Consider the following 25,136-nt stretch of genomic DNA (forward strand, 5'->3'; position numbering starts at 1 on the left):
AATAGTTAGAATAACTGTCTCAAATAAATAACCAAGAGCAAGCTGGACAGCTAAACTTCACTGGTTGTTCCAACTTGCCAATTTTTTATCTTATTGTCACTGATGATACTTACAATAACCTGCTCAAATTGATTATACTTTTGCTTTATTTCATGTCTTACTTGTTTATTGATCTCATCACACTGGGAAAGGCAGATTTGTTCATTAGCTTCGATAATTAATTCCACTAAATAACTGTTGGGACCAATACTCATTGATCTAACACTATGAACATCCTTAACCCCATCTAAAGTTAAGACATAGTTTCCCATATCCCGGATTAATTCAGGCTCTGCAGCTTCACCTAAAATTGCTGCAACATTTTCCTTAGCTGTAGCCAATCCTATTAATAGTAAGATAAGTCCAATTACAACAGATGCAAGCCCATCAAAGAGAACATTTCCCGTTATTACCGAAAGTATAATAGCAGTACCTGCAATAATAAGTCCTATTAAAGCGGCTGAATCTTCTAGAAAAATAAAGCGAGTGGCTGGTGTCGCTTTAGATAAAGCCGGGATTACTCTGGTAAACATTTTAACTCCCGAGTTCCTTTCACCCACCTCATGCATGATAGCTTTAACGGCCATGGTCATGGAGTAAATTTCAAATAAAATACTAATGCTGATAATGATCAAGTTTAAAGAAATATATTCTAAATGCTCAGGATGTATTATTTTTTGAATACCACCATAAATGGAAAGGGCACCACCAATAAAGAGCATGCCTAAACTGGCTACAAAGCTCCAGAAAAAGACTCTTTTGCCATGTCCAAACTGGTATCGATCATCAACTGGACGTTGGGCTTGACGAATGCCGATTAAAAGGAAGAATCCATTTGCCCAGTCTCCAACTGAATGCTTAAATTCAGCCATCATTGAGGCACTCCCACTAAGTAATGCACCGACCAGTTTCATTAAAGCTATAACGCCGTTGGCCAAAAGGGCTGCTTTAATTGCCGATTCACTATTGTGTGCCATAAAACCCTCCTTAGTACAACTGCCCTAGGAACAGTGAATATAGGGACCTGACATTCTTATTTTATCTTGGTTTATACAGGAACATTCTTAATTCTTGCTTTTCTTTTTTAAATCATTATGAGAATACAACTGGCCCTGTACCATCGGCCATGAGCTAATGACTAACTTATTATTTATGGTGCCCATTTGTTTGCTAAAGAAACAAAATCCCCAGAGATCACTCTCTGAGGATTTTTTGCTTTGTTACCCGCTATGCCGTCCACTTGGTGTTTTTAATACCCGCATCTCGCAGGTGGGTGTCAGCTAAACTGTTTCTGCCTTCCGTCCGCAACGGTTTGGCATCTGCAATTTAAGTCTCAACTCCCTAAAACACACTGTGGTTTAAAAATCAACAAGGAACGCACAAAGCAGGAAATTAATTTTTAGTATTGTCGTCGGTAGTTGTATGATAACAAAAATCATAGTCTATTTCAAGTTCTTTCAGATGGTAAAGTGTACCTCATTAACCTTCGGCTAGAGTTTATGACTTATTTTCGGGCCTAGGACTGGAAAACGGCAGCACCTCCCGCATTGGAATAATTTTCATCGTGGTTTGTTACATGAGAGGTTAGTATGTTTAAATTTTATATAGTGATAGTAGGTAACATATGCAAAAAAAGAGTTCATAGGAATCACCTATGAACTCTTTTAATATATTGGTGGAGACGAGGGGGATCGAACCCCTGACCTCTTGAATGCCATTCAAGCGCGCTCCCAGCTGCGCCACGCCCCCAGCTCTTTCCGACAAAAGTTATTTTAGCATAGTTTGTCTAAGTGTGCAAGCTATTTTTTTGTATTATATATTAATAAAACAGTCCAAAGATACAGCCGTAAGCGAGATTCTGTTTTAGTAGTCATCTATCTAAGGAGAAAATCCCCTTCCTCGCTATGCGAGGTGCCCCTACCCGCAGGTGACAAAGTCCCTGCCTATTTGGGTTGCACGCTGGTGGAGTTTACCCTTGCATTCATCGGTCGCCCGATGACATCGTTTCTGTGGCACTTTATGGCTACTAATAACTCAGAGAGTTAAATTCACCGTCGTCAGGTCGCCCTGCCCCGACTTACGCCGGGCACCATTCTACACTAGCTGCTGCCTATTGGCTATCTCAGCATGTGTGCGTGTCTCGACTTTCCTCTGCTGCGTCTAATACACAACAGCGACTACCCGCTGTACTTTGAACATGCCGCATTCATGCGACATTTATAGATTATACTACTTTATAGAAATAAATCAAGAGATATGTTGCTAGAATATAAAGTATATAACACAAAATATTGTATTTATTTTTATAGAAATCATACTATGTAATAATAATTCAGTTTAAAACCTATAAACATTTTAGAAAATTACCCATTAAAATATTCCTTGAAACCGCTTGTGAAAAATGTTTTAATATTAACAAGTATTAATTAACCAACAAATTAGTAAATTTTTCATTTTTTTTGGTAATGATATGTATATTTTTCCGATATATTACCAAAACTCAATTCAACATCTTTATTCGGCAGGAATTTTTACTCCTCACGGAGAAGAAGTAATAAAGTAACCACAAGGGGGATGATTAACATGGAAACTCAAAAACCTAATTATGGTTATCGGGTCAACCAAAAGAATGATGGATCCCTGCTCGGCATCGAAATCATCTGTTGTAGTAAACACATCGGTGAAATTCGTTTTAAAGACGGTGAAACATTATCCTGTCCTGAATGTGGTATTAAGCACAAACTTAAGATTCATCATAATCATTTCCATATTGATCGGGAGGATTAAATATAAATAAATAAAAGACCGCACTAAAGTGCGGTCTTTTATTTTTACTAACCAGCCATGACCTAAGTTACAAACCATGGATTTTAGATTTAGCTGACCATGGGTTCTGTACCCGTAAGCTATGCTTTAGAGACCCTAGCAAAACATGCACAAAATCCCATGGTTCATGGTCCTAAAGTTGATGATAGATTCAAAATTTATGTTTATATTATCAGGTTTTTTTCTCAACCAGATGTTTCCAATACCTAATGGGCATATACTGTTTTTGTAGCTTTTGATTAATTCGATTCCGAACTGTTGTGCTGGAAAAATAACTTTTCCAGAGTTCTTGATAAAATTCTTCATTGTTATCATAGGTAAGCCCTTGGGGAACATCAAGGTTTGTTAAAATCCATTCCTTTTTGTTATAGACAGTTGCTATTTTCCTTTTTAAGTCATGAATAATCCAATTTTGGTCTGATAATCTCTTTGCAAAATGTGGTGACACCAGGCCAACTATATTATGGTCAGGTTCCATGGCTGCATAAAAACAATCACAGGCTAATTTTTGAAAGCGAATTAGTCCCAACATACGGTGTCTTTCATGGCTAACCCTTTGACTTATATCCAATACCTTTCTAACAATAGCCTCAGTTATATGAGAATTTATCTGGGGTCCTAGTCGGAACCCCAGCCTTAAATATTGGTAGATTAGTGTTCCATTACCGGGCAGTTCCGACAAATAGACATAAAATACATGCTGTAGGGTTAGAAAGGATATTTTCTCTTCTATTGCCTGGTAGACCTTATTACTTTTTTTATGATCAGTGTGAATAGTGATAGTATGACTAAATAAGTCCTGCTCAAATTCATTGTCGGTAATAATATAATCCGGCCTTTCATTACGGTAATAGGCTTCGTAAATAGCTGTAAGTAACCCTTCAAAGCTTCCATCATAAATAAAATAAATCATGTTAAAGTTCCCCTGTAATACACCCCTGGACATCTGCCAGTTGGTACCCTACATTTTGTTCCGTAAATAACGCTAACTGTGTAAATGTTTCTTTATTGCTGGGGATCAAACGGTTTTTGATAGTTTCAGCCTTAAATGGTACTTCTCCGTAATATTTTCCTTTACAGATAATAAAGTAGCGTGCTCTTTTTAGTACAACACCCATTTTACGTAAATCTTCAAAACTTAGGGAATGAAATCTACGGGCAGCTATAATTTTTTTAGCATTTTTCACACCTATACCTGGAACACGAATAATTAATTGATAATCCGCTTTGTTAATCTCCACAGGAAATAAGTGTAGGTTCCGTAAAGCCCAATCAGATTTTGGATCTAAATCAAGTTGAAAGTTTGGCTGGTCTTCGGACAACAGCTCTTGTGCCTTAAATCCATAAAAACGAAGTAGCCAGTCAGCCTGATATAAACGATTCTCACGCTTAAGGGGTGGTGTAGCTAGCTGTGGTAGTACAGGTTTATTCGATACAGGTACGTAGGCCGAATAATATACCCTCTTCAAATTAAAATTATGATATAAGTTCTCTGAAAGATTAATAATTTTGAGATCTGTATCCGGTGTGGCCCCGATAATTAATTGAGTACTCTGTCCTGCTGGCACAAAGGAAGGAGCCTTTCGTGAGCGTTTTCTCTCTTCTCTACTCTCCAAAATATGTGAGCCTATAAGACCCATTGGTTTAAGAATGGTTTCCTTTCTTTTTTGAGGTGCCAATAGCTTAAGGCTCTCGTTAGAGGGTAGTTCAATATTTACGCTCATTCTATCAACCAAGGAACCAGCCTCGGCAATAAGTCTCCAATCAGCCCCAGGGATTGCCTTGAGGTGAATATAACCATTAAAGCGCTCTTCTAATCTTAACTTGCGTACTGTTTGCAGCAGAAGTTCCATGGTATGGTTAGGATTATTCCAGATAGCTGAACTTAGAAATAACCCTTCTATATAATTCCTTCGGTAAAAATTAATGGTTAAATCAACGACTTCCTCTGGTGTAAAAGCAGCCCTCGGCAAGTCATTACTAGCCCTATTTACACAATAGGCACAATCAAACACACAATAGTTTGTGAGAAGTATTTTTAAAAGAGAAATACATCTCCCATCATCTGACCAACTATGGCAAATTCCACTCTGGGCTGCGTTACCTACCCCACCGGCAATGTTTTTGCGTTTGCTGCCGCTGGATGAACAGGATACATCATATTTTGCCGCATCGGATAAAACTTTTAGTTTTTCTAATAATTCCATTAAAACACCCCGTTGAGGTATACATTCTTCAATGTTATTTTAACACAGAACAGACGTTCCCAGAAGCATTTTGCAATTAATAAGATATCTCCAATCCCAAAATATTAATAACAATACAGCGGCCATGGGTTGTATGCAAAATCTAAAAATAGTATGCATAAAACCCATGGCTCACACAAGGCCTTTTAGCTATTAACTTGATTTTTGTAAATCTCCAAGAAGTTGTATAATTTATTCTTTTCTAAATGTCCTGTTAAACTCGGCGTCTCAAAAAATCGGTCCGGGAATTCTAGCTTATCCAGGTGATATCCTAATAATTGCCTGGTCTTGTTTTTAATCTCATAAATATCCTGCCCTAACTTTTCCAGTTCCTCTGGACTGGTAGTAATACCAATGGAAGCTAGGGCTTCTATAACAGTATCTTGCTGATATATCTCTCTGGCAAAAAGACAGATGGTAAGACAGTTTAAGACATTACGCCAGTTCTCCTCTTTGATCAAGGTCTCTACCTTCACTGCCTCTGACTTGCCCTTTAATTTTTGGTCCACTGAATAACCGGCATTATCCAAATGACTGTGCCTCGCCCCCACTGCTTGACCAATAATGTTGAGATAGCCAGTATGATAGCCTGCAATTTCTGTTTTTCCTAGTGTAAGGGCATATTCTGTTCCCCCATAGCATTTTGCGGCTTGATAGGCCCCTTGGGCCATTATTTGGTATAATTCATTGGGCTGTTTTACGATTCTTTGCAATATCTCAAGATAGGGAGCTGTTTGATTAAATTTGGGTTGAACCCCCAACTCAGCCTCTGAAATAATTCCCTTGGCACAGGCTTCTGTAACCCAGCCCAATAAGACCCCCGCAGATATTGCATCTAACCCTAGTTCCTCCACCGCATCAATTAATTCATAAATTTTCTCCTGGGATGACATCCCTAAAAAGGATCCCAGGGCAAAAATCAATTCGTGATCGTAGGAAAGATTTTTCGACTCATAATCATGCCCAGGACCAAATTCCCTTCTATGCAAACCAATATGGATGCATCCCACTGGACAACCTGCACAGGCCATCTTCCGGATCAAAGTTTTTTCTGCAAAGGCTTCTCCACTAATGGCTTCAGCCTGTTCAAAATAACTCTGCTGTAAATTACGAGTTGGCAAGCCGTGTAAATTATTTAGTCCATTAACATTGATAGCTGTTCCTAGCCCATGATACTTCTCCATAATATCTGTGGTAACAGCCCGATCATATATTGCTTTATAAATTCTATTGTAGCTAGGGTAATCTTCTATTTTTTCTTCTCTTTCACCGTGTATGACCACTGCCTTGAGATTCTTTGCTCCAAAAACTGCCCCGAGTCCATGTCTGCCAAAATGTCGATAGGTGTCTACATTGACATTGGCAAAGTGTACACCCATTTCTCCTGCGGGGCCAATACGAATGCAACTGCGTTGACCCCTGCCCCTTTCCAAATCCCTTAATATGCTACCAGTTTCGGAAACTGACAACCCCCAAAGGGCTGAGGCATCTTTAAAACGAACCCCTTGATGACCGATGGATAAATATATTGGCCCTACGGCCTTGCCACGTATAACAATGGCCTGGTAGCCACTCATACGCATAGCCAAGGCTAGACGCATCCCCGCATAACTCTCTCCCCATTCTCCGCTTAGCGGTGAGCGGAATACCGCTACCACCTTAGTAACCACCGGAAATATGGTAGACATAGGGCCATTGGCTAGAATAATTGGTTGATCAGGATGCAGCGGTTCCTTTTCTGGGTCCACCAATTCAGAAAAAAGTTTTGCAGCAATACCGATACCTCCAATATAGGAAACCAGATCCTCACGGAGGATAGTTTCTACCTTTCTTTCAGTCAAGTTAATATACAACACCCTAATTTTTCTCTTAGCGGCCATCCTCTTTTACCTCCATCGTAATCACCTGGTGGGGACAATATCTGGTACAGGTACCGCATTGAATACATACAATGGGTTTATTGGTTTCATGGTCAAAGCGAATACTTTTTACAATGCAAGCCTCGACACAATCCTGGCAACCCATGCATTTATCTGGTATAAAATTAACCCCTCCACCATTCCTGGGAATCAGTGCCCCACAATTGCAAGCCTTGGCACAGGCTGGATCCAAACAGCCACGACAAATATTTGCCAAGAATCGACTTTGTAAGCCACCGGCTGTATGGATTTGAATGGCTGATTTGTGTAAGGAAAAACTGCGCCTGATTGTTCGTGCACAAGCAAGCATACAGGAATAACAGCCAATACATTTAGCCATGTATTTTGCTTGAAGTATTTTTGCCATATAGAACTTCCTTTCAAATCTTCCTCAAACTAAAATCGTTAGCCTTGGATTTTTATAAATGTAGCCTGGGAGTTTATCCCAGGCCAGGTTCTGATGTTAAAAATTATGGATATACGCGATAGAGCATACGAGGATAGGGAATGGTTTCCCTAACATGATCCAGTTTACAAATCCAGGCAACGGTGCGTTCCAAGCCAAGTCCAAAACCGGAGTGCGGTACACTACCATAGCGGCGTAAATCCAAATACCATTCGAAGGCTTCCTTCGGTAACTTATGTTCTGCCAATCTCTCTTCTAGAAGCTGCAGGTCATCGATACGTTGACCCCCACCAATCATTTCACCATATCCCTCCGGGGCAATTAGATCAGCTCCTAGCACTACTCGTGGATCTTCAGGATCCGGCTTCATATAGAAAGCCTTTATTTCAGCGGGGTAACGGTGAATAAACACAGGTGAATCAAAACACTCTGAAATGATTGTTTCGTGCGGAGCCCCAAAGTCCTCACCCCACTCAAAGGTTTCGCCCTTACTTTTTAAAAGTTCCACTGCCTCAGAATAGCTCAAACGCGGAAAAGGTAATTTAATGGCTTCTAATTTACTAATATCACGTCCTAGTAACTCTAGATCCTGCCGACGGCGTTGGAGTACTCTTTGAACAATAAAGTAAACCATTTCTTCTTGTACTTTGATATTATCCTCAAAATCAAAGAAAGCAGCTTCTGCTTCAATCATCCAAAATTCCATTAGGTGTCTGCGGGTCTTGGATTTCTCAGCACGGAAGGTCGGTCCAAAACAGTACATCCGTCCAACAGCCATGGCAGATGCTTCGTTGTATAATTGACCGCTTTGTGATAAGTAAGCCTTTTCCCCATGGTAGTCTAATTCAAATAGTGTAGTAGTTCCTTCACAGGCTGCCGGAGTAATAATGGGACTATCAACCAAAGTGAAATCATTTTGATTAAAGAAGTCTCTGGCTGCTTGTTCTATTTCAGCCCGGATACGTAGAACGGCATTTTGCCTGGGTGTGCGTATCCATAGATGACGACGATCCATTAGGAAGTCAACTCCATGTTCCTTATGGGAGATGGGATATTCCTGAGCTAGATTAATAATTTCTAAACCAGTAACCGTAAGCTCATATCCCCCCATTGAACGAGGTTCTTCCCTAACTATACCCTTTAATCTTATGGCTGACTCTTGGGTCAGTTCTTTAGCCATATCAAAAATTTCTGGAGCTTCCTTCTTTACTAATACTCCCTGAACCATCCCAGTACCATCCCGTACAATCAAAAATTGAATCTTTCCCGAAGACCGTTTATTGTACAGCCATCCTTGAATAATTACCTCTTCACCCACGAATTTTCCTAAGTGTTTAATTAATGTCCCTTGCATTGAAAAACTTTCACCTCAAATTCTTAGAAAACTGGCTTACAATTCCAAATAAACACTTACCCTCATACTATATCATTCTCCAAGGCACCAAATCTATACAAATCATGCAAGTTAATCAAGATTACCTGTATGCAATTTTTCAACTTGCGTCGCAAATATTTTATTACTATACTTTTAAGAGTATGCTTAAAAATCTATGACAAGGAGTAATCAAATGCCTTTAAAATGTGGAATCGTTGGATTACCTAATGTGGGGAAGTCCACTTTATTTAACGCCATCACCCAAGCAGGGGCCGAGTCAGCTAATTACCCTTTCTGCACCATTGAGCCCAATGTCGGGGTAGTATCTGTTCCTGATATACGCCTGGACAAACTAACTGAACTGGTAGTACCTAAGAAAACCATTCCTACCACCTTTGAATTTGTGGATATAGCTGGATTAGTGAAGGGTGCCAGCCGTGGTGAAGGGTTAGGTAATAAGTTTTTATCACATATCAGAGAAGTCGATGCCATCGCCCATGTTGTGCGTTGTTTTATTAATGACGATATCACTCATGTTTCCGGTAAAATTGAGCCAATCAATGACATTGAAGTAATTAATCTGGAATTAGTATTAGCCGATTTAGAAAGTATGGAGCGTCGCCAAGAGCGGCTAGCCAGCAAACTAAAGTCCCAGGATAAACAGGCTAAAATTGAGTATCTGTTAATTCAAAGATTAATTGAAGAAGCACTGGCCCAAGGCAAGCCAGCCAGAAGCTTAGATTTTACCGAAGAAGAAATGAAGCTAGTTAAGTCCTTTCATCTGTTAACCATTAAGCCAATTATTTACGTCACCAATGTTGGCGAGAATGATATCAAGGGTTTGGAAAAGAATACCTTCGTGCAACAGGTCAAAGAGTATGCCAGACTAGAGAATGCCACTGTGGTCCCGGTCTCTGCCCAACTGGAATCAGAAATTGCAGAATTGCAAGGGGACGAAAAGAAGCTCTTCCTGGAGGAATTAGGTTTAGAAGAGTCTGGCCTAGATAAGCTCATTCGGGCAGCCTATAACTTGCTGGGCCTAAGGACTTACTTCACTGCAGGGGTCCAAGAAGTGCGCGCTTGGACCGTATCAGCCGGAACCAAAGCTCCCCAAGCAGCAGGAGTTATTCACACTGATTTTGAACGGGGTTTTATCAGGGCTGAAGTTGTGTCTTATAATGATTTAGTAGCTGCTGGCTCTATGGCCCAAGCCAAAGAAAATGGTAAACTCCGTTTGGAAGGAAAAGAGTATGTGGTACTAGATGGGGATATTATGCACTTTAGATTTAATGTATAGATTAGCCGTCAACCCTCTGCCATGATCTTTGGGCTTTCTGTGCATGTTTTGTTGATCGTTATTTAGCTCACCAATGACTTATGGTAATGGCCAACGTTTTATGACTGCAGGTTTAAAACTAAGAAATGTCGTAGGCAAGATGCTACGGCATTTCTTTATATTATTTATTTAATTCTCTGGCATAAAGGGCTGCTCCCAGTGCTCCGGCCAATTGGCTAATTTCAGGTACAATTACCGGACAACCTGCTTCTTGGGACAAACGGTTACGTACATCGTGATTCTGGGCTACCCCTCCGGTAAAAATAACCCTTTGGCTAGGCCCAAAACGACTAGCCATGCCCCAAACCCGCCTAGCTACGGACCGATGAATGCCGGCAATAATATCCCGTTTATCTGCACCCTTGGCCAATAGACTGATTACTTCCGATTCTGCAAAGACAGTACACATACTATTAATATCCAAGGGTGATCTACCTTCTGCCAACTCTCCCAGTTCACTGACATCAACCCCCAAGGCAGCAGCAATCACCTGCAGAAAACGCCCGGTTCCGGCGGCACACTTATCATTCATGGCAAAGTCTATTACTTTACCCTGCTCATTCATTAAAATAGCTTTGCTGTCCTGACCACCAATGTCTATTAATAATCCACCCTGCCCCACCAGATAATTGGCACCCCTGGCATGGCAGTGAATCTCTGTCACCGCTTTGTCGATAATACCCAGGGAAATCCGGCCATAACCAGTGCCGACAATAGATCTCACATCACCGGTTTTACAACCTACAGTATTTAATAATTCTTGATAAGTGTTTAAACCAGCATCCCGGGGACTCCAGCCAGTGGGACGAACCAAATATTTTATCTCTGCATCAATTAAAAGAACAACCTTTGTGGAAACTGAACCCACGTCAATGCCAGCTGTAATCATACTTTTATTCTCCTTGAACTAATTCCAGAAAAGCTTGCACACGAACTCGCAATTGTTCTACATCCGATTCTGAGTAATCAGTTTCTAAATGCATATAGGGCAAGTTCAGTTTATTTTGCACGTAGTCCCGAATGACAAAGGCTTCAATATTGTAAGTATGACAAGCTTGCCAGGTTAAGTCCACGATGGCATCTGCTTGATATTCCTTAGCCAATTTATTAATTAAATCAAGCCTTCCATCATTGGGTGTCATGCAAGAGCAAGGAATGTTCAAATATTTTTCTGCCAGGGCCACCATAACATCCTTTGATTCACTTTCATCTACTAATCTATCTAGGGCTTTGTAGCCAGAGCAGTTTTCAAAGGCAACAACTGATGCCCCACTTTCCTCCAGTAAGCGTACAACTTTTTCAGAACCAAAACCAACTGGACAACCAGTTAACAGAATTCTGGGAGTTTCCTTGGTGAAGGGGCTAATACCATTAGCAGTTAGTTCTTCAATTTCTGCTGTGAGTTGCTCCACCAGTGAAATACCATCTTCTTTATTAATATTAAAGCCCTTGGTCCATACAGAGACCAGTAAATCAACCCCGGTTATGGGAGAAGGTTTTACTTTTGTGGTAGCATGGAGGCGTCTCATTGCATCCCGTTCCCGATTCATCAGCTTAACTGCCTTACGTATATCTTCTTCGGTTATCTCTACCTCAAATTTTTCGGCCAGCCAATTTTTTAAAATAACCATTTCCTTTGTCCAGGCCACCAGAGCTTCTTCGCCCTTGGAACTTTGGGGCAAATTCATTACATGCATGGGTTTAATCTTACCCATCAATTCGTACATTTTTTTCTTACCGTCGCAGGTTGTCTCTGCTACCAAAACATCAGCAGATTCAAAATATGGACACTTGCCAGTAACGGCAAAACCATAACTGGATTTAATTAATGGACAAAGATTCCTTGGTAAATCTCTTTCAGCAGCAGGAATTGGATCTTGCTTCGTACCACAAAGAGTCACCGGAGAGGCTCCAGCAGCCAAAATTAATTCCTGGGGCGTGTAAGTACAATAACACCCTACAACGTTTTTCCCTTCTCTTTTTGCATTTTGAACCGTAAGAACATTGAGGTTACGGAGTTCATCAAAGATCTTCATGCTTTCAGGTCTCATGTATTTTCCTCCATCAGTAGTATGATTACCATTATTAATATTATTGGAAAATATCATTATTCCTTTTATATAAAGTATGATAAAATTTCATATTTATTTATTGTTTTATAACAATAGGTGATTATAGATATAAAAAAGCCCCTAAACTCAGGGCTTTTCTAAATGAAACTTTTTAATTAGCTCATACTTTCGGGTACCTAAACCAATACTTTCAGCATACTCAAGACCACCCTAATTAATAGAATGAGACATCGTTTAGCTTAATCCATCCCAAATTATCTAGAGTATCTGCTAAAAGGTTAAAAAGTATTTTTTGTTCTTCAAAGGTTAGGTCTTCTATTTGCTTTACCAATTCTTCTACCCTTGTCATCCTCTTTCCTCCCACAATCTTTTCCAAATTAAGCCTATGGTATAAGTTTATAAGATTTCTATTGAATAATCTATTAAATCCGCTTCCCCATTGAATTTTATGGTTCGTATAACGGTATCCAGCATTTGATTTACATGACTGGTTTCATTACTAACTACTGCTACCCCAAGGGTTGCTCTCTGCCAGAGATTTTGATTATCAACCTCAGCAATGGATACATTATATTTACTACGAATTTTATCAACTATGCTCTTGATAACTCGCCTTTTTTCCTTTAAAGTGGTAGCTCCGCTAATATGTAGTTCTACAGTCATAATGCCGACAATCAACGGTATCACTCCTCTGCGAGAAATATAGACGGGCACCCTGAAGCCAGAATGCCCGTTTTCAGCCCTATTACCTCATTTGACGAAGTCGTTGCACACGTTCTTGAATAGGCGGGTGAGTACTAAAAATTCTAGCAAAGGATTGTGCAGACAGTGGATTGGTAATAAACATATGGGATGCCGCAGGACTCACTTGCATGGGAATACGATGGGCAGCATTTTCTAATTTTAACAAGGCATTAGCTAGACCATCTGGTTTACCTGCAATTCTTGCCCCTAATTCATCCGCACCGTATTCACGTGAGCGAGAAATGGCCAATTGAACAATTGTTGCTGCAATGGGAGCTAGCATGGCCAACACCAAAGCACCAATACCACCGCCTTCCTCGTCATCTCCCCTCATACCGCCAAAAATAGCACCCCACTGAATCATATTGGCAATCCAGGTAATGGCTCCAGCAAAGGCCGCCGCTATAGTACTTACAAGAATATCCCTGTTGGCTATGTGGGCTAATTCGTGTGCCAGTACGCCCTCTAATTCATCACGGTCGCAAAGGTGCAATAGACCCTCTGTTACAGCTACGGCGGCATGGTCTGGGTTACGACCAGTGGCAAAGGCATTGGGTTGCTGTGAAGGGGTAATATAAACCTTGGGCATCGGAAGCTGAGCACGTTGGGCAAGGTTTCTAATAATAGCATACAATTCGGGTGCTTCTTGTTCAGAAACTGGTTGAGAACGGGTCATCTTGATGGCCATTTTATCACTATAAAAATAGCTAAATAAATTCATCCCCAGTGAAATCAAGAGAAACAACGTGGCACCTTGTGTTCCTCCCACTGCTTGACCAATGGTTATTAAGATCACACTGAGTATTCCCATTAAAAGGATAGCTTTTATGTTATTCATTTTTGAGTCCCTCCTTCTATAAAATTTTCAAGGGATAATCCTGCACAAAATTCTCTGTCTAATATATTATTGCCCACCACCTCCTATTTATGGCTAAAAAAATAATATAAAAAGACCCTTAACACAAAGATCTAAAACTGAACTTTGTGTTAAAGGTCTTGCCATTGGAAATCCAACAACGAAGCCAGGTGCATAAATAACACCGTACTGTTGACCTCGTTTCTATGGGCTACTCCCCTCTAACTAATCATAATATAAGATAAAGTAATAGGATTGTCAATAGGTGCAGTTTTACACCTATTGACTTATTCCTCTACATAACTTAATAATTATGAGTACCAATAATTACCTCTTTAAACTTTGTTTCTAATTTCTTCTTGAGACCATCTAAGTCAATGGGGCAAGCAGCTGTTTGAACTGCCTTCACCATACAAGTTCCAATATGAACTGCATCAATTTCACTTTCTAAATAGTCAGCTTGTTCCAATAATAATTGTGCCCGGGGCATTACTAGACCTGGACAGTCCCCACAGCTTGTCATAGCAACAATTTTTACCTCGTCTTCATGACGGGCAAATTCTCCCTCTTTTAAGTCTGCAGCTTTAAAACACTTCAAACAAGCAACACAGCTAATATCTCTAATTTTTTTACAAGTAAATATAGCAACCCTTTTCATATTACACCTCCAACAATTATTATTAAGATTAATTCTTCATTCGAGAAAAAAAACCTCTATAGATTAATCTGGAAAGAAATATTTTTTTTACGCCAATACCTTCCCAGTAAAAGGGTTGACACAATTGCAAGTATCCCGCTTACACTAAAGGCTATAGATGCACCAAACCATTTGGCCACTGTGCCAGCAACAATACCTCCAACAGAGGATAAGCCAAGAAAACATATAGAGTATACACTTAGGACCCTTCCCCTTAAGCTATCTGGTACCTGTAATTGAATCAAGCTATTTACTGATGCAGTCAAACTGACCATACTCCAACCGGCACCAAACAGCAAAATCGCCGAGGGCCAGAACCAATTCATTTGACCCAGTATTAGCTGAAAAACACCAAGGCAAGTGGCCCCACCCCAGAGAAACCATAACAGATAACCCCTTTTACCTAACACTACCAATAATATGGCACCAAGTAATGAGCCAATCCCTTGGGAGGACACAAGAATCCCAAACCCTTCAGGACCTTGATCTAAACTAGTTCGAGCAAAAACTGGTACCAAAACACCAAAATTCATGGCCGAAATACTTACAGTTGCAAGTAAAAACATTGGTATCCACACAGTAGGAGTATGACGAATATAAAGCATACCCTCTCTAATCTGGTTAAAAATATTTTCTTTCTGTTTATTAAAGGTTTTATGTCCTTCTGTTATTGACAACAAACCAAGAATAACAAACAAATAACTAATAGAGTTTAATATAAAGCAATAGGTCGCACCATATTTAGCTAATACGATACCTCCTAGGGCAGGTCCCACTACCCTTGCCCCGTTAAACATGGAGGAATTCAAGGCAATAGCATTAGTTAAATCCTTTCTTCCAACCAGTTCCACAAGTAGAGACTGTCTTGCAGGAACATCCACCGCTTGAGTTACCCCCATGAGTACACTTATGATGACAATATGCCAATATTGAAGCACGCTCGTGCCACTTAAAATAGCAAATATTAAGGCCAATAACATAAATGTAGTTTGCGCCCCAATTACTAGGGATTTCCTAGAAAATCGGTCTACAAAGGCACCGGCAAATAAAGATAAAATTATATTGGGTAAAAACTGAACAAACGTTACCATTCCTAGGAGAAAGGGTGAATTTGTAAGATCCAATACAACCCAAGCTTGGGCAATATTTTGCATCCAGAAACCTATAACTGAAATTAATTGACCGAAATAAAACAACCTAAAATTTCTGTGATGTAGGGAAGCCAAGGCCGGAGCCCTGGTAAAGCGGTTGATAACCGTGAGAAAATTCATTATGATAAAAAGCCTCCATCCATGAGTTAGCTCTTAGCTTAGCCTTTAGCTATTACCAGTTATCTGTTCCTACGATCATGACCTAGCGCTAACAGCTAATGGCTAAAAACTAATGACTATCTAAAGGCAAAACAGCCTTATCAGGCTGCTTCGTTTATAAAGTATAATAAATTATTCCAACAACTCCGGGCCCAGTATGACAACCTATCACAGGCCCAACATCCCCTTGCCATATTTCACGACAATTTAGACGTTCTTTTGTCTTTTGCAATAGAGTCTCCCTAGCCCTAGGGTCACCTCCACCTAAAACTGCACATACTATTTCAGCACCATCTGTATCTTTTTCAACAATTCGAATCATTCTTTCTAAACCTTTGGCTTTACCGCGGACCTTTTCATATGGATATACCAGACCATCCCTTATACATAGGATAGGTTTAATATTTAACAAGGAACCCAAAAAAGCTTGAGCCTTGCCAATCCTTCCTCCCCTTTCCAAGTATTGAAGGGAATCTACGAGAAATAGAATTTTTATCTTACTAGTTAGTTCGTTAATAATTTTTGTAATCTCTGCATAGGTTTTACCTTCGGATACAGCCCTTGAAGCTGCAATGGCCATTAAGCCTACTCCCCAGGAGGCTGATTGAGTATCAATAATCTCCACTTGACCCGTAGCCATACCACTGCCAATACAAGCAGATTGATATGTTCCACTTAACTTACTTGACAATGTAAGACAAATAACCCTGTCTCCATTCGTGGTTTTGTCCTTGAAAAACCTAGCAAATTCACCGGGGGAGGGCTGAGATGTCGTAGCTAAATCACCCTGCATTAGCCGATTATAAAATTGGTCAGGTGATATTTCTACCCCATCCCGATATACATCTTTACCTATCATAACCTTCAACGGTACTCTACTTATATTAAATTGACTATATATCTCTTCCTTTAAATCTGCAGTAGAATCTGTAACAATATTTACCGTTGGCATGACATCACCTGCCTATTTTTACTCCACTGATAAAATGAAATAATAAAGTGGTTGCCCACCATAGTGGAGTTCAAAATCAACATCCTGAAAATTGTTTTGCACTTCATCCATAATCTTATCTGCTTGATCAGCGATTTCTGCTCCATAATAAAGAGTCACCAGCGAATGATCTTCTTCCAGCATATTATTAAGCATCTCTATTAATACTTGTACAAGATCTTTTCCTACGGCAACAATAGATCCTTCAGCAAGTCCAATAAGGTCTCCTTGTTGAATCTTTTTGCCATTATTTGTAGTCTCTCTTACTGCCTTAGTAACTTCACCGGTTTTTATAGACTCAGTAGCCTCACACATATGTTGATAGTTCTCTTCTAAACTTCCCATTGGGTTTTGAACTAGTAAAGCACTTAAACCTTGAGGAATGGTACGGGTTGGTATTACTCTAACCTCTTTATTACTAATCATATTGGAAGCTTGTTCAGCAGCTAATATGATATTTTTATTGTTTGGAAGAACAAGAATTCCCTTGGCATTAACCCCTTGAATTGCTCTGACAATCTCCTCGGTACTTGGATTCATGGTTTGCCCACCCACTACTACGGCATCAGCTCCAAGGCTGTTCATGATATCGATAATGCCTTCCCCGGTACCCACGGTAACAATGCCAAACTCTTTTTCAGCAGTTGGTTCCTTCGTAAACTGTTTACTCTGCTCCTTCATATTATGGATAGCCACTTCATGAATGGATCCATAGTTTAAACAGCTTTCCAACACCAAACCTGGGTGATTGGAATGGATATGTACCTTTGCCACCTGTTCGGATCCCACAACCATAAGACAATCTCCATAGGGAACCAATTCATGACGAAGGGTGTCTAAAGGAATATTTGAGCCTTTTACAAGAAATTCTGTACAATAGGTAAAGTGAATTTCTGCATCAAGTTCTCGGACAACGCCCTTGGCATATTTATCCTCCTGACGAGCAGCAAAATCCATTAAAAGAGATATGTCTTCGGCCCGTTTTATGATACTTATAATTCCTTCTAATATAATGACATACCCTCTACCACCTGCATCCACTACTCCTGCCTCTTTCAAAACTGGTAAGAGTTCTGGTGTCTCACTCAGTGCTACTCTTGCTTCCCGCAGTGTTATTATCATAACTCTGAGTAAATCATAATTTCTCAAAACTGCATTCCTAGCAGCTTCGGCACTACGCCTCATCACCGTTAGCATCGTACCTTCAACGGGATTCATGACCGCCTGATAAGCTAAGTGGGCCCCTTCTTCTAAAGCCTCTACGACCTCTAAAGCGTTGGCTTTTTCTTTTCCGGCCAAGGCCTTAGCAAAACCGCGTACAAGCTGCGATAAAATTACACCGGAATTGCCCCGTGCCCCCATTAAACATGCTTGAGCAGCGACCTCTGCAACATCTCCGATATGAGTAGTCTCAATATTTTGAACTTCTTTAGCAGCAGCTAGAAGAGTTAAATACATATTATTTCCGGTATCTCCATCAGGTACTGGAAATACATTTAAGGAATCTATTTCTAATTTATGTCGAGCAAGCAAATTTGTGCTTCCCAGTATCATCATCTTTAAACCTTGTCCGTCAAATGAATATAGACTCACTGTAGGCCTCCTAAATAGTACTATTTAAAAAACTACAATTTTATTAAATTCTCCTTTAGGGGATATACTCCTTCTATTAATCTTCAAAACATTTATTAACATTTGACAATAATCGGCCATTACATGAGCACAAATACCTATTAATACAGTGGGCCATGAGCTAAGGACACCTGAGCAAACATGCAGTAAAAGCCCAAAGCCCATGACTCATGGCACAAGGAGATTAACGAAAACTATCTTAAATGACGGTTATCTTTCTTCCTTTAAAAGGGGTATTTTACTTCCCACACCTGAAGTAAGCCATTTACAGTCCCTACCATAACTCTTCCCTGATTAATAATACCTAGGTCATTAATAGGTCCTGCTGCTCTAAACACCCAATTAGGTTCTTTAGTTATGCCAGGGCTGTAAAACCCAAAAACATAGCTTCCTGGGGTACCAGCTATTAATAAAGACATATCTTCAGTTACCAACTGAGCTTCTACTGCTGAAACAACGGTTCCTAAGTTGTTGGTAACAATACCCAAGTTAAATTGGTCGTTAGCCGAATAAATTCTAACAAATCCATCATTCCCTGCAGTGACTAGCTCATCCCCTGGATCTGGCAGTAAATTGGCAGCTGTTAAACCTAAAATAGCATATGGTAGATTAACAAGTCCTGGTCCTTCATCGAAGCCAGTCTCAGTCAAAAAGTATGTAACAATGGACGACGCATTATTTAATTCATAGGCTATTGCTAATAATTTTGGTCTACTTGGCTCTGGGGAAAACGCTGAAATATACCTTGGAGTTCCAGGCAATTGTCTAATAGAAAGCAGTTGCGGCCTTAGTGCTATTATGTCTTCACCGGTAAAGAAGTACACATATAATGTATCATTGCCACTACCAATGGCAGCTAACTCTTCTCTACCATCTCCGTCTAAATCAGTCAAGGTCATACCCACTATTTTTGATCCAGGTTCAGGATCTGTTTGCCACAATCTTGTGAGAACACCACTAACATTAGCAAAAGCTACTATTCTATCTTCCGTTCCTACGAATATTATGTTCTGTCCTAATGGACTAAATCCTACTTCTAAGCTTAATATTGGTTGCTCTAGGTTGACAACTGCTGTTTTTTGATAAGTTTCATTTACTGGGCTATAAACATGTATATTAGATCCACTGGCCACCACAAGATCCCTTTGCTCACTGGTTAAAATATTTCCACTCTCAACTTGCAGAGGCCCTTCCAACGTTACTTGATAGATAATCCTTGCTAGGGTTATTGTTAGCACCCCCCAATCTTGCTACTATTACTACATTATGCTTGGGATATCTAACAAATGTCTGTCCTTATCTAGGTTGAATAAATTCTAGGTTATTTTGATTTATATTTACAGATTATATTTACAGATTACAGCTTTAATAGCCATATAATCAATTTCCATTGGCAGTTCTTCTTTGATTGGCTTTAATTTTTCAGCACCTAGACTTTTTATTTTTTGCAAGATTAATTGCTCAGATTCTTTAGGTATGAACTGGTCCCAATTAACTTTGTACTCTTCCGTACCACAGCGAACAATATGATCCTGTACAGTTAAAGGTTTTATGTTCCTTTGTTTGGCAATTTCTTCTATCGAAAACCCTTCGTTAAACATATTAAGGGATACAACATGACTGGGTGTTTCCTTTTTCTTTACGGGCTGTTGAGATTGTGATACATTATTTTCATTTGCCTGAACATGACTTCTAATTATATCTAAAAACTCCTTACCAAAATGCTCTAATTTGGCCTGTCCAACACCTTTTATGTGCAGCATCTCTTTTTCATTTTTGGGGCAATACTTGCACATTTCCCTTAGGGTGCTGTCAGAAAATATTATGTATGGTGGCACATTATTAAGTTGAGATATTTTCTTTCTCAAACTACGGAGCTGTTCAAAGAGGGAATTATCCACTTCCTTGACCATTTCTTTTTTCCTAATCCTTTGAAAAACCTTTGTTTGACCCTTCAACACAGGAATAGCCTTAGGTTGGAGCTTAACCACTGGATATTGTCCTTCAGTTAAATAAATATATCCCTCAGCAATCAAAACATGAATAAGATCACTAATTTCCTTAATGGTACACTCCTTCATTAAGCCGTAAGTAGACAAATGGTTAAATCCGTTTTGAATTACTTTTTTATTTTGTGAGCCCTTTAGAACATTTGCCACTAGAGAAACACCATATTGCTCTTGCATACGCCAAATGCAAGAAAATACTTTCTGACTCTCAACAGTTCTATCCACTAGCTCACTGTTATCATTACAATTACTGCAATTACCACATTCTTCTGGAATATTTTCTTCATTAAAGTACTTTAAAATAGTGCCCCGTAAACAGTGGGTAGTATGGCAATAATCAACCATGGCTTGTAATTTTTTATATTCGTTCGCTTTTCTTTCCGGAGATACTTGATTTTGTTCAATCAAAAATTTTTGTATTTGTACATCCTGTGAACTATAAAGTAAAATACATTGGCTAGGTTCACCATCACGCCCTGCACGGCCTGCTTCTTGATAATAAGCTTCCATGTTTTTGGGCATGTTATAATGAATTACGTATCGAACGTTTGATTTATCAATGCCCATACCAAAAGCATTGGTGGCCACCATAAGCTGAAGGTCATCGTATAAGAATTTTTCCTGACTGATAGTTCTTTCATCATCCTTTAACCCGGCGTGATATTTGCCCACAGCATAACCTTTCCGTAATAACCATTGCTGGAGGTTGTCCACTTCTTTTCTGGTGGCAGCATAAATAATGCCAGCTTGCTCCTTATTTTTAGCTAGATAATCAGCTATAAAATCCTTTTTATTTTCCCCCCTGATAACAGAGAAAGTTAAGTTTTCACGATTAAACCCTGTCACATAAATGTTAGGGTCCTTTAGGGTTAGTAATCGCACAATATCCTGGGTGACCTCTTCTGTAGCTGTAGCTGTAAAGGCCGTAATAACTGGCCTTGTGGTTAATTCCTTAACTAATGTACTAATTGCCAGATAACTAGGTCTAAAATCGTGTCCCCATTGAGATACACAATGTGCTTCATCCACAGCCAACATACTAAGGGATAAGGTTTTTATGCTATTAATAAATCTTTTAGCTTCTAGTCTTTCAGGCGCCACATAAAGCAGTTTGTACTTCCCACGACCAGTATCTAAGATTCTTTTTTCTACTTCATCACTATCTAAAGAACTATTAATAAAAGTAGCTGCAATGCCTAAGCTTTTTAGTGCATCTACTTGATCTTTCATTAGAGATATTAAGGGTGAAATAACAAGGGTAGTTCCCTGAAACATTAGTGCTGGTATCTGATAACAAATAGATTTTCCTCCACCTGTAGGCATAATCCCCAAGGTATCCTTACCTTGCAGAATACTATTTAAGATTTTATCTTGGCCACTTTTAAAGGATGAGTAACCAAAATATTGTTTTAATATATCTCCAGCTTTTCTTAACATTCTACCACCTCACATTAGCCATTAGCCATTTCTGGGCCTTATAATACTTGTTGTCAATGATGATTATATTGCTGCCGGGACTAATCGGCTGATGTTAATTCCCAAACATAATTTTATCTTGTAATGAAAAATAATAAAACCCTACAGTCATTTCCAACTGTAAGGTTATTAAAATAATGAAATTAAGTCTCATTGAAAGGCAAGTACAGATGGCAACTGCCGGTCGACAAGTCTTAGCAGGACATACCCTATACCGGAAAGCCCATTGAAAAATGAAAGGTCACCATAGGAGTCCTTGAGGTCTGCAAAATACCGGGCTGCTCTTTTTAAAGCTTCGTTATAAAGCTCCTCATCCTTAAGTCTGCCTGATGCGGTAACCAGTACATCGATCAGCCCGAAGTTACCCCAACAAAGATCGTCCCTACTCAAGTCACCAGCACACCTTATCATGCTAAGGGCAGCTTGCAAATCATAGTTCCTCCGTTCGACGCCAATGATGTCGTTAGCTTCGAGCCTGCTTATACATATCCCTGCAGCTCCCGTACACCAGGAAAGCTGAATTTCAGGTTTTTGGATATTTAGACCTGGCCAGACGTACTCTTTGTTCTGCAATACATCATTTTCATACCACAGGGCTTCACGGGCACTCTCCATATATCTTTCCTGTCCTGTAACCCTATACAGCCTGCTAAGTGCCATTGCGATACCCGAGGTTCCTCTGGAAAAAGCCGGAACTGGCTGGTTGTCCAGAGTAAACATGCCCGCTGGCTTCCAGGCCTTTAAACCATTGAGGCCTTTGATTCTGCATCGCAACAGGTGCTCTGAACAATTTATGGCACGCTGTAAAACCTCTTTAGCGGGATATGCCTCATATAGGGCCAACAGACCAAGAATGGCACCTGAGGAACCGCTAATCACATCATACTCAGTATCCTTTGCAATCAATTGATCACTGATAGCACGGGATATTTGCAATGCCTTGCTCAATATTGATTCATCGGCGGTGAATTCCCACACCTTGACAAGTGCATAAATAATTCCGCCAATTCCATTTCCCGCTCCTAGACGCTCGATTCTTGAGTCTTCTTTTTGTATCCGTTCCGCAGTTCTTGTCATCTCGTCAACAAGCTCTGTTTGAGTAAATCTAAAATATGCTTTATCACCCAATATCTTGCGGCAAGCAGATAAAAAAAGGCATATACCAGCCTTACCGCTATACAAGTTATCTTTCATAATATTCAATTCTATGCACCTGTTAAACCCGGCAACTGGATTCAACCAGTTCATACTTCCTTCAGTTACTATGGCCCTGTCACAAATGTAATTGGCTATGGACTGTACCAAACTCAGTAACTGTTCCCGGTGCATCATACAAGCACGCTGTTTTCTATCCATTGTAGGTTCTTTTACCTGCTTCTTTATGTCTTGGGTGATTGCTTCCTTCAACCTAAAAGATTCCCTAATCAGCCCGCACTGCTTGATCATGTCATCATTACTCATGCCGGAAATTCTAGATCTCAGGTTTGCCATGGGAGTTTCCGTAAAAAACCCCTCTAAGGCGTGGCCTTTTTCATTTTCCAGATGCGTACCGCAGGTGTTGATATAAAATATAGGGATATCACCCCTGTCAAAGGCTTCGTGTTCTGACCGGATAATACCCCAATGGGCAGGCTTTGCACCACAAGCCACCAAAGGTCTACAAATTTTATCAAGCCTTATACTTCGTAATATACCAGTTTCCAGATAATGTGACCGTAGTGAATTATAGAGAATAGTTAAATATAATTCCGTTTTTCTAAATACATACCTAACTTTTTTATTTTCAAACACACTTAATGGTCCTGATGTCGAAAGAAGCTTATCCCTATGACGCAATATCGCTGTGTAAGCCTTTTTAAAGCCCTCCTCGATATCCTTTAAATAATCTTGGGGATTTATCTGCTTGCCATCAAGATAGACCAAAGCCCTATTGGTGGACCTTGCATTAGCTGGCTCTCCATTATGGCTGTACCCCAGGCCCTCAAGAGAAAAATAACCACCTTGTCCCTGAAAAAACTGAACCGGTAAAAGTAATGTTCTAAGCACACTATACTCTCCAGAGTTTATTTTTTCATGTTGGGACGGCGGTTGAAGCATTACTTCAAGGTCCACAGGAATCGGATATTCTCCTTGGGCAATTATATTTTCATGATGAAAATCACTGCCGGCCAAAAGGTACATAATACAAAGCAGCATACCACTGTGCCTATAATAGTTGGCTACTTCGCATTCATTACTGCACGGAAGCTGTTGGCAGTATTCAACCCAACCATGCTTTCCTTTGTTCAAGATTTTTAATACCCAAAACATATCCTCATTCTCTAATACATTCATTTCCCTGGCAAATTGAAAGAAGCTCTCCTCTATCCCCAGATCCCGCGGTTTGAAAATTAGCTTAAGTTTGTTTTCAAATTCCAGTTTAACTACGCTTCGTCCTCCGTTATGGGGATCAGACAAACCACATTCAATTTTATTTACTCTGCCCAGATGTCGTTGTCCCCCAAAGGTCTCACTGATAAGCTCCATATCGTCAGCAAGTGCGTTCAGGAGTTGAGCCGAAGACTCAATCCAGAATAATGTAAATTGAGACATCAGTCTGGCGATTACAGTATATTTCCCGAATACTATAAATATTTCTCCTTTAAGTAGAGCATCAATAAAGGAAGGGTATTTGATATTCCTGCGCTCCATCTCTGCCTGTAAAACATCAACCGAAATAAAGCTAAGCCGTAGCATAAGAAAACGCACAAGACTGGTTAAAGCTTGAGGGGTAAGCAGATCATTTAATTTCATACAGCGCGAATAAAGTTGCCTAATACCTATATTGACAAAGAGCAGATGTATTTCTGCAAAGGGATGACTTTGATCGTTAAAGGCATGAGGACTTTTGCGAAGTTCTTCGGCAGTGACACAACCAACCTGCCCCAGTACCTCCTTAAGCAGCGTCATCCACGGATTTTCCTGGTGCTCTTGCCCAGGTATTTTATCTGTCATTAGCTGTAGCGCCGTTTCTTCATCTATGCCATCCCAGGCTAACCTTTTAGCAAAGACCAAGTTATCACTGGCAGCCGCAAAATCTCTCCATTGCTTCAGCCTTCGCTCTGCTTTTTCCATGTCCATCAAAAGTGTATTATTTGTAGAGGCAAAGCCAAGTCTTTCATATAATGTTTGAGACTTCTGAGCTATGTCTTGCACATACCCA

Annotated in this window: 20 protein-coding genes, 1 tRNA gene and 2 other RNA genes; 2 read left to right on the top strand and 21 right to left on the bottom strand. The window is 39.9% G+C overall.

The features are described 5' to 3' along the window. Positions 1-50: 50 nt before the first annotated feature. From ACYQ03_RS14985 to rnpB, 4 genes are all read right to left on the bottom strand, one after another. A complete protein-coding gene (locus tag ACYQ03_RS14985; RefSeq protein WP_459910729.1) occupies positions 51-1,016 on the bottom strand; it encodes a cation diffusion facilitator family transporter in 966 nt (321 codons plus the stop codon). 240 nt (positions 1,017-1,256) lie between these two features. Then, a non-coding RNA gene (gene ssrS, locus ACYQ03_RS14990) (6S RNA) lies at positions 1,257-1,433 on the bottom strand. Between the two features lie 279 nt (positions 1,434-1,712). Then, positions 1,713-1,788 (bottom strand) — tRNA-Ala (locus ACYQ03_RS14995). A gap of 93 nt (positions 1,789-1,881) precedes the next feature. Beyond that, positions 1,882-2,228: RNase P RNA component class B (gene rnpB / locus ACYQ03_RS15000), an RNA gene on the bottom strand. Between the two features lie 394 nt (positions 2,229-2,622). Between rnpB and ACYQ03_RS15005 the strand changes: the two genes are divergently transcribed. Next, the gene (locus ACYQ03_RS15005; protein WP_459910730.1) at positions 2,623-2,826 is read left to right on the top strand and encodes a hypothetical protein; all 204 of its coding nucleotides are present in this window, start codon (positions 2,623-2,625) and stop codon (positions 2,824-2,826) included. A gap of 211 nt (positions 2,827-3,037) precedes the next feature. Here the strand turns inward: ACYQ03_RS15005 and ACYQ03_RS15010 are convergent, their stop codons facing one another. From ACYQ03_RS15010 to asnS, 5 genes are all read right to left on the bottom strand, one after another. Continuing rightward, entirely contained in the window at positions 3,038-3,778 is a 741-nt protein-coding gene (locus ACYQ03_RS15010; RefSeq protein WP_459910731.1) for a TIGR03915 family putative DNA repair protein, read from the bottom strand. 1 nt (position 3,779) lies between these two features. Next, complete coding sequence (locus tag ACYQ03_RS15015) at positions 3,780-5,072, bottom strand: putative DNA modification/repair radical SAM protein (protein ID WP_459910732.1); 1,293 nt, start codon at positions 5,070-5,072, stop codon at positions 3,780-3,782. A 185-nt stretch (positions 5,073-5,257) separates the two neighbouring features. Continuing rightward, on the bottom strand, positions 5,258-6,991 hold the full coding sequence (locus ACYQ03_RS15020; RefSeq protein ID WP_459910733.1) for an aldehyde ferredoxin oxidoreductase N-terminal domain-containing protein: 1,734 nt from the start codon (positions 6,989-6,991) through the stop codon (positions 5,258-5,260). After that, positions 6,981-7,397 (bottom strand): 4Fe-4S dicluster domain-containing protein, encoded by a 417-nt coding sequence (locus tag ACYQ03_RS15025; RefSeq protein ID WP_459910734.1) that lies wholly within the window; start codon positions 7,395-7,397, stop codon positions 6,981-6,983. The genes ACYQ03_RS15020 and ACYQ03_RS15025 overlap by 11 nt, the downstream gene beginning before the upstream one ends. Positions 7,398-7,500: 103 nt before the next feature. Continuing rightward, the gene (asnS, locus tag ACYQ03_RS15030; RefSeq protein WP_459910735.1) at positions 7,501-8,790 is read right to left on the bottom strand and encodes an asparagine--tRNA ligase; all 1,290 of its coding nucleotides are present in this window, start codon (positions 8,788-8,790) and stop codon (positions 7,501-7,503) included. Between the two features lie 214 nt (positions 8,791-9,004). Between asnS and ychF the strand changes: the two genes are divergently transcribed. Further along, entirely contained in the window at positions 9,005-10,108 is a 1,104-nt protein-coding gene (gene ychF, locus ACYQ03_RS15035) for a redox-regulated ATPase YchF (protein WP_459910736.1), read from the top strand. A 160-nt stretch (positions 10,109-10,268) separates the two neighbouring features. On the opposite strand, the gene ACYQ03_RS15040 is transcribed toward ychF, so the two are convergent. The 12 genes from ACYQ03_RS15040 to lanM all read right to left on the bottom strand — a co-directional run bounded on the left by ACYQ03_RS15040 (position 10,269) and on the right by lanM (position 25,129). Then, positions 10,269-11,036 (bottom strand): acyl-CoA dehydratase activase, encoded by a 768-nt coding sequence (locus ACYQ03_RS15040; RefSeq protein WP_459910737.1) that lies wholly within the window; start codon positions 11,034-11,036, stop codon positions 10,269-10,271. Positions 11,037-11,040: 4 nt separating this feature from the next. After that, positions 11,041-12,198: a double-cubane-cluster-containing anaerobic reductase gene (locus ACYQ03_RS15045; RefSeq protein ID WP_459910738.1), complete on the bottom strand. Its 1,158-nt coding sequence runs from the start codon at positions 12,196-12,198 to the stop codon at positions 11,041-11,043. Positions 12,199-12,433: 235 nt separating this feature from the next. Beyond that, positions 12,434-12,568, bottom strand: a complete 135-nt coding sequence (locus tag ACYQ03_RS15050; RefSeq protein WP_459910739.1) for a hypothetical protein — start codon at positions 12,566-12,568, stop codon at positions 12,434-12,436. 47 nt (positions 12,569-12,615) lie between these two features. Then, a complete protein-coding gene (locus tag ACYQ03_RS15055) occupies positions 12,616-12,897 on the bottom strand; it encodes a DUF503 domain-containing protein (protein ID WP_459910740.1) in 282 nt (93 codons plus the stop codon). A gap of 67 nt (positions 12,898-12,964) precedes the next feature. Then, the gene (locus ACYQ03_RS15060) at positions 12,965-13,801 is read right to left on the bottom strand and encodes a zinc metalloprotease HtpX (RefSeq protein WP_459910741.1); all 837 of its coding nucleotides are present in this window, start codon (positions 13,799-13,801) and stop codon (positions 12,965-12,967) included. 322 nt (positions 13,802-14,123) lie between these two features. Beyond that, the gene (locus ACYQ03_RS15065) at positions 14,124-14,477 is read right to left on the bottom strand and encodes a CGGC domain-containing protein (RefSeq protein WP_459910742.1); all 354 of its coding nucleotides are present in this window, start codon (positions 14,475-14,477) and stop codon (positions 14,124-14,126) included. Positions 14,478-14,533: 56 nt separating this feature from the next. Further along, complete coding sequence (locus ACYQ03_RS15070) at positions 14,534-15,787, bottom strand: MFS transporter (RefSeq protein WP_459910743.1); 1,254 nt, start codon at positions 15,785-15,787, stop codon at positions 14,534-14,536. Between the two features lie 154 nt (positions 15,788-15,941). Further along, complete coding sequence (locus ACYQ03_RS15075; protein WP_459910744.1) at positions 15,942-16,778, bottom strand: DegV family protein; 837 nt, start codon at positions 16,776-16,778, stop codon at positions 15,942-15,944. Between the two features lie 18 nt (positions 16,779-16,796). Further along, a complete protein-coding gene (locus tag ACYQ03_RS15080; protein ID WP_459910745.1) occupies positions 16,797-18,410 on the bottom strand; it encodes a DAK2 domain-containing protein in 1,614 nt (537 codons plus the stop codon). Positions 18,411-18,673: 263 nt separating this feature from the next. Continuing rightward, a complete protein-coding gene (locus tag ACYQ03_RS15085; protein ID WP_459910746.1) occupies positions 18,674-19,687 on the bottom strand; it encodes an FG-GAP repeat domain-containing protein in 1,014 nt (337 codons plus the stop codon). 99 nt (positions 19,688-19,786) lie between these two features. Next, on the bottom strand, positions 19,787-21,895 hold the full coding sequence (gene recQ, locus ACYQ03_RS15090; RefSeq protein ID WP_459910747.1) for a DNA helicase RecQ: 2,109 nt from the start codon (positions 21,893-21,895) through the stop codon (positions 19,787-19,789). 189 nt (positions 21,896-22,084) lie between these two features. Beyond that, positions 22,085-25,129 carry a type 2 lanthipeptide synthetase LanM gene (gene lanM / locus ACYQ03_RS15095; protein ID WP_459910748.1) on the bottom strand — a complete coding sequence of 1,015 codons (3,045 nt, stop codon included), beginning with the start codon at positions 25,127-25,129 and terminating at the stop codon, positions 22,085-22,087. Between the last annotated feature and the right edge of the window lie 7 nt (positions 25,130-25,136).

Source organism: Desulfotomaculum defluvii, from assembly GCF_054657375.1.

What these genes read in the sequence shown, in the direction of transcription:
- ACYQ03_RS14985 (WP_459910729.1), bottom strand. Translation starts at nt 1,016, where the DNA reads ATGGCACACAATAGTGAATCGGCAATTAAAGCAGCCCTTTTGGCCAAC.
- ACYQ03_RS15005 (WP_459910730.1), top strand. Translation starts at nt 2,623, where the DNA reads ATGGAAACTCAAAAACCTAATTATGGTTATCGGGTCAACCAAAAGAAT.
- ACYQ03_RS15010 (WP_459910731.1), bottom strand. Translation starts at nt 3,778, where the DNA reads ATGATTTATTTTATTTATGATGGAAGCTTTGAAGGGTTACTTACAGCT.
- ACYQ03_RS15015 (WP_459910732.1), bottom strand. Translation starts at nt 5,072, where the DNA reads ATGGAATTATTAGAAAAACTAAAAGTTTTATCCGATGCGGCAAAATAT.
- ACYQ03_RS15020 (WP_459910733.1), bottom strand. Translation starts at nt 6,991, where the DNA reads ATGGCCGCTAAGAGAAAAATTAGGGTGTTGTATATTAACTTGACTGAA.
- ACYQ03_RS15025 (WP_459910734.1), bottom strand. Translation starts at nt 7,397, where the DNA reads ATGGCAAAAATACTTCAAGCAAAATACATGGCTAAATGTATTGGCTGT.
- asnS (WP_459910735.1), bottom strand. Translation starts at nt 8,790, where the DNA reads ATGCAAGGGACATTAATTAAACACTTAGGAAAATTCGTGGGTGAAGAG.
- ychF (WP_459910736.1), top strand. Translation starts at nt 9,005, where the DNA reads ATGCCTTTAAAATGTGGAATCGTTGGATTACCTAATGTGGGGAAGTCC.
- ACYQ03_RS15040 (WP_459910737.1), bottom strand. Translation starts at nt 11,036, where the DNA reads ATGATTACAGCTGGCATTGACGTGGGTTCAGTTTCCACAAAGGTTGTT.
- ACYQ03_RS15045 (WP_459910738.1), bottom strand. Translation starts at nt 12,198, where the DNA reads ATGAGACCTGAAAGCATGAAGATCTTTGATGAACTCCGTAACCTCAAT.
- ACYQ03_RS15050 (WP_459910739.1), bottom strand. Translation starts at nt 12,568, where the DNA reads ATGACAAGGGTAGAAGAATTGGTAAAGCAAATAGAAGACCTAACCTTT.
- ACYQ03_RS15060 (WP_459910741.1), bottom strand. Translation starts at nt 13,801, where the DNA reads ATGAATAACATAAAAGCTATCCTTTTAATGGGAATACTCAGTGTGATC.
- ACYQ03_RS15065 (WP_459910742.1), bottom strand. Translation starts at nt 14,477, where the DNA reads ATGAAAAGGGTTGCTATATTTACTTGTAAAAAAATTAGAGATATTAGC.
- ACYQ03_RS15070 (WP_459910743.1), bottom strand. Translation starts at nt 15,787, where the DNA reads ATGAATTTTCTCACGGTTATCAACCGCTTTACCAGGGCTCCGGCCTTG.
- ACYQ03_RS15075 (WP_459910744.1), bottom strand. Translation starts at nt 16,778, where the DNA reads ATGCCAACGGTAAATATTGTTACAGATTCTACTGCAGATTTAAAGGAA.
- recQ (WP_459910747.1), bottom strand. Translation starts at nt 21,895, where the DNA reads ATGTTAAGAAAAGCTGGAGATATATTAAAACAATATTTTGGTTACTCA.